This is a genomic window from Paenibacillus silvae (assembly GCF_014639235.1).
Taxonomy (GTDB): Bacteria; Bacillota; Bacilli; order Paenibacillales; family Paenibacillaceae; genus Paenibacillus; species Paenibacillus silvae.
The window spans coordinates 1-3,721 of the sequence record NZ_BMFU01000029.1; the positions used below are offsets into that span (position 1 = coordinate 1).

General features: G+C 35.3%; 5 protein-coding genes. All 5 read right to left on the reverse strand.

Annotated features, from left to right (window positions below; genetic code table 11):
• Nucleotides 1–319: 319 nt before the first annotated feature.
• Complete coding sequence (locus IEW26_RS29880) at nucleotides 320–796, reverse strand: hypothetical protein (RefSeq protein ID WP_188594993.1); 477 nt, start codon at nucleotides 794–796, stop codon at nucleotides 320–322.
• An 18-nt stretch (nucleotides 797–814) separates the two neighbouring features.
• Entirely contained in the window at nucleotides 815–1,300 is a 486-nt protein-coding gene (locus IEW26_RS29885) for a hypothetical protein (RefSeq protein ID WP_188594994.1), read from the reverse strand.
• A 59-nt stretch (nucleotides 1,301–1,359) separates the two neighbouring features.
• Nucleotides 1,360–2,325, reverse strand: a complete 966-nt coding sequence (locus tag IEW26_RS29890) for a SitI3 family protein (RefSeq protein ID WP_188594995.1) — start codon at nucleotides 2,323–2,325, stop codon at nucleotides 1,360–1,362.
• 166 nt (nucleotides 2,326–2,491) lie between these two features.
• On the reverse strand, nucleotides 2,492–2,731 hold the full coding sequence (locus tag IEW26_RS29895) for a DUF8617 domain-containing protein (RefSeq protein ID WP_090917538.1): 240 nt from the start codon (nucleotides 2,729–2,731) through the stop codon (nucleotides 2,492–2,494).
• An 18-nt stretch (nucleotides 2,732–2,749) separates the two neighbouring features.
• Nucleotides 2,750–3,721, reverse strand: a 972-nt coding sequence (locus IEW26_RS29900; protein ID WP_188594996.1) for a CdiA C-terminal domain-containing protein, incomplete at its 5' end; no start/stop codon positions are given.

Genomic DNA, 3,721 nt, shown 5'->3' on the forward strand with positions numbered 1-3,721 from the left:
GTGAACCTGAATACGCAGCATGCCAACTCACCACCAAACCTGATCATAGTCGTTCCACCTAAATTTTAACAAACGAAAATAATCATTGGAATTGAACAGAAGGATCATTTTCTCTCTCAACAATTCAGTAATTTGGTAACCGCTCTATGCAGCCAAGCTTGCGCATGTACGCATAGATTCTATAACAAAGAAGCACTCCTACGTTTATGTGCAGAAGTGCTTTTGACCCGTATTATTTCAGTTGGTATTTTAATCCAATCCATGTTTCCTTCATATTACTTTCTCTTAATACATTAGCAAATCATTCAAGTAAGTTCTCTTACAAATCTATAGGATTCTTATAGCACCATTCATTGTCCAATGGCTTATTTTTTATTTTTTCTAAATCCTCTATTGTATAAAACCAGTTATCTTCAATCCATACTTCTGCAGACGGATATATTTTTAGAATCCCATAAAGTATCTTAAATAATAAATCTTCATTCTCATAGAAATCTTCAGATACTAATGCCTTAAAATATTGGCTTTTAGAATCATCCCAATTAAAGTCTACGGTTTGAAATTTATAAGGCTCATCATACAAATTCCAAGGTATTTGCCTTGAATAGCTCTCTTCAAACGGAATGTCACTAATATAAATTGTGCAAAACTTTAATTTTCCAGTTTCATCATACTCGTCATAATTGTTAGAAAAGTAGAGCCCGTAATTAATAGATATTTTTCTAATATTTTTTAATAAATCGCTTGCCGAGATGCTTTCTCCTTGCCTAAATAATACAAAAGTTGAAATTCCCATTATTTCAGCCCTCTTAACTCAAATAACTTTTTCACTACACCACTTAGGTTTATAAGGTCTTTGACTTAGTCTAAAGATATCATCAGCCGTGTAGTACCACTCAGCATCATCAAACCACAAGTAATCTTCCAGGTTATCTTTAAAATACTCTACGATAAACCTGTAAATGAATTCATATTCATGATTAATATTCACAATATCTAACGCCCAAAAATAATCCGTTGATTGGGTGAGCCACGTGTAACTATCATATGAATTTTCAACAACATTATTGACGTTAAATGTAAAGTACCTAATTGTATCTTCGTCTTCAGTGTTCAATAGGGTCTCTTCGTCTACTTCGGAAAGCGTACCTTCTGCAGATTGAACGTTGTAATCCGGATCAAGTTCAACTGTAATATGAAAACAATTCATATTCGCTCTATTCGACGCCTTCTTAAAGTTCTCAAGAGTCTGTTCTGGAGAATAATTTGATATTTTTTTTAGAATTATTACTGAGCTCATTTACTTAGAACTTTCTTTACATTAAACATGACTTCTGTCCGTCGTCAATTCCCCATAATTCACTGCATCTCCTGAACGTCTCGAGTTTCAATAAAGGTTCTGTATTCTGCTCGATTCCAAAATCCATCTTCATTATTAATTTTAAAAAAACCACCAACTCTATAGAAACATTCATTATCGTTATGAAGAAAAAGAAAATTACTATCTGTTGAATCAATGATATCAAAGACTACCATCAGAATATTCTTAGTTGCTTCAATGCTATCCCAATCATTATCTAAGCGAAAATTTAAACTTTGGTTATATTTAAAATCACTTGAAAGAAATTTCGACTCATAACCAAAGGGATTGTCTGACGTATCGATTAGAGCAATAGAAAACCCCAATTGCCCTATCGTTTCATCAATTCTAATCCCTTTCTTTAGATGGATAACCTCGTTACAACTGTGCCCCATCTTATTTAACTTCTCTATCAGCATTTTTTCTATTAAAACGTTGTCCTCGCACTTTAAAGAACAGTCCGTCGCCATTGGAAACACTCTTTCCTCTTTTTTTTCAGTATAAGTTGAAACAGTAAGTTTATACCAGTTGTTTAATGGTATATACTTCACATTTTGTATTTCTAATTCTTGAGGCCTAAGGACAAAAAATCCTCCTTTTTCCAATATCCTGATTAATGGCTCATATACATGTAAATAAACAGTGTATTCCGGTTTTGTTTCAACAAATATTGATAATTGTATATAAAATTCAAATATTTTTTTCAAATACTGGTAATCATCAATAAATTCCAGAACCTCTGAATTGCAATACATGGCAATCGGAAATTCATTCTCAGTATCACCAAGTAATTTGGCTATATTAGTAAACATCGGTGGTTGGGGTCTAAGACCCTCATTTTTATAAAATAATGCCAGCCTTCTTAGAAATTCATACCCTAAATCTGCATCTTCATTAGACACAATAGTACCAACTTTTCTCCAATTAATTTCGTTTATTCTACATACCGTATCATTTAAGTACATGTTTCTCACCTTTAAAATTGCCCAATCTATTCACATACAAAACCCCATACTCCATATTCATCTACCTCTCGAATTGTCCGTTCCCACCGTGTACCTCATCTATCTAACAATTCAATATCGTATTCAAACGGGTCAGTTAGAATGGGTGTTAATGGAGACAAAATGGTTATAATTCTGGATCAAGTATATATCGTTTCTTTAATTTGTTTTGTTCATCAAACACATAGATAGTTTCACAATTAGGACAACGCCATACACTGTTTCTTGGGTTAGGTAAATCTATAATATCTGTAATATCACTCGTAATTTCATCCCACTCACGATCGGTATAAGCCCAAATAGTTACATCGTCGGGTGCTTGGCTGTTCGAAAGTACGTACCCACATTTGCATTGAAAAGACGCCATTTATTCCATCCCCTTATATTAATTTTTAATAATGGATCCGTCATTTATCCAAATCTCTGTATTTCCTTTTCCCCCAGTCTTTCTATTGATTATTTCTATAATCCGTTTTGCATCCTCAACTGTATATCCAATTTCTCTACCGTCTATCACAACATTTTCTCCCTGTCTATTGATTGCCTCAATGGCTTTTTTAGAAGTAGTATTTATATTTTTACTTTTAGCTGTTTTTGCTTCAATAATTACTTCATCTACATTAAAGTCAGCACCTGGAACTAAGTTCCCATCCTTACCCTTAACATCAGCTAACTTTTCTACATTTTTCCCCTCTCGGAGCCATCTATCAGCTATTTTAAATTCATCAACGTTCTTAAACTCTTTCACTCCTGATATAGTTCCTGTCCATTTTTCAGGATTAATAACTCCATCACGTGCTCTTTGCATTAGAGTATTTTTTTCAAAATCACTCAAATGTTTAAAAGATTTAATTATTTCCTTTTGTTTCTGAACAGTGCTTGCATTCCCCTTTCTCCCACTCCCCTGCTCTGACTCCTTCTTCCCTCCTGATCCTCCACCCGACCCATAGTGATCCTTCGAGCGCAAGGCTCTGCCAAAGATAAAATAAGACAAGGCCTGACCTACTAACGCACCTTTATAGTACCCCGACTCATCTTCATTAAGCTGCTTTTTCTGCTCATCTACAAACTGCTCGATGTCGGACCTCGCTGTTCCTGTACCCCAGACTGCATCCCAAGCAAATGCGATTCCTCGTCGAGCATCAACCACTTTCCCCAACGTCATATCATAGGCCAGATTGCCTATCGTACTGAACGGATGATAGAGGATTGCCTCTGCCATCTCACCCAACCCTGTAACGGTGTCGCCAATAGCTTTGTCCACGGCTCCAGTGAAAAAGCTTGGTTTCAACTCGTCAGGTATGTACAAGGCTACCTCGCCTGTGCTGTCTGTTGTTCTGAAATTATTTGCAATGAA

Bases quoted from the DNA above. Each gene is read 5' to 3' on its own strand.
- IEW26_RS29890 (WP_188594995.1), bottom strand. From the start codon at position 2,325: ATGTACTTAAATGATACGGTATGTAGAATAAACGAAATTAATTGGAGA.
- IEW26_RS29880 (WP_188594993.1), bottom strand. From the start codon at position 796: ATGGGAATTTCAACTTTTGTATTATTTAGGCAAGGAGAAAGCATCTCG.
- IEW26_RS29885 (WP_188594994.1), bottom strand. From the start codon at position 1,300: ATGAGCTCAGTAATAATTCTAAAAAAAATATCAAATTATTCTCCAGAA.
- IEW26_RS29895 (WP_090917538.1), bottom strand. From the start codon at position 2,731: ATGGCGTCTTTTCAATGCAAATGTGGGTACGTACTTTCGAACAGCCAA.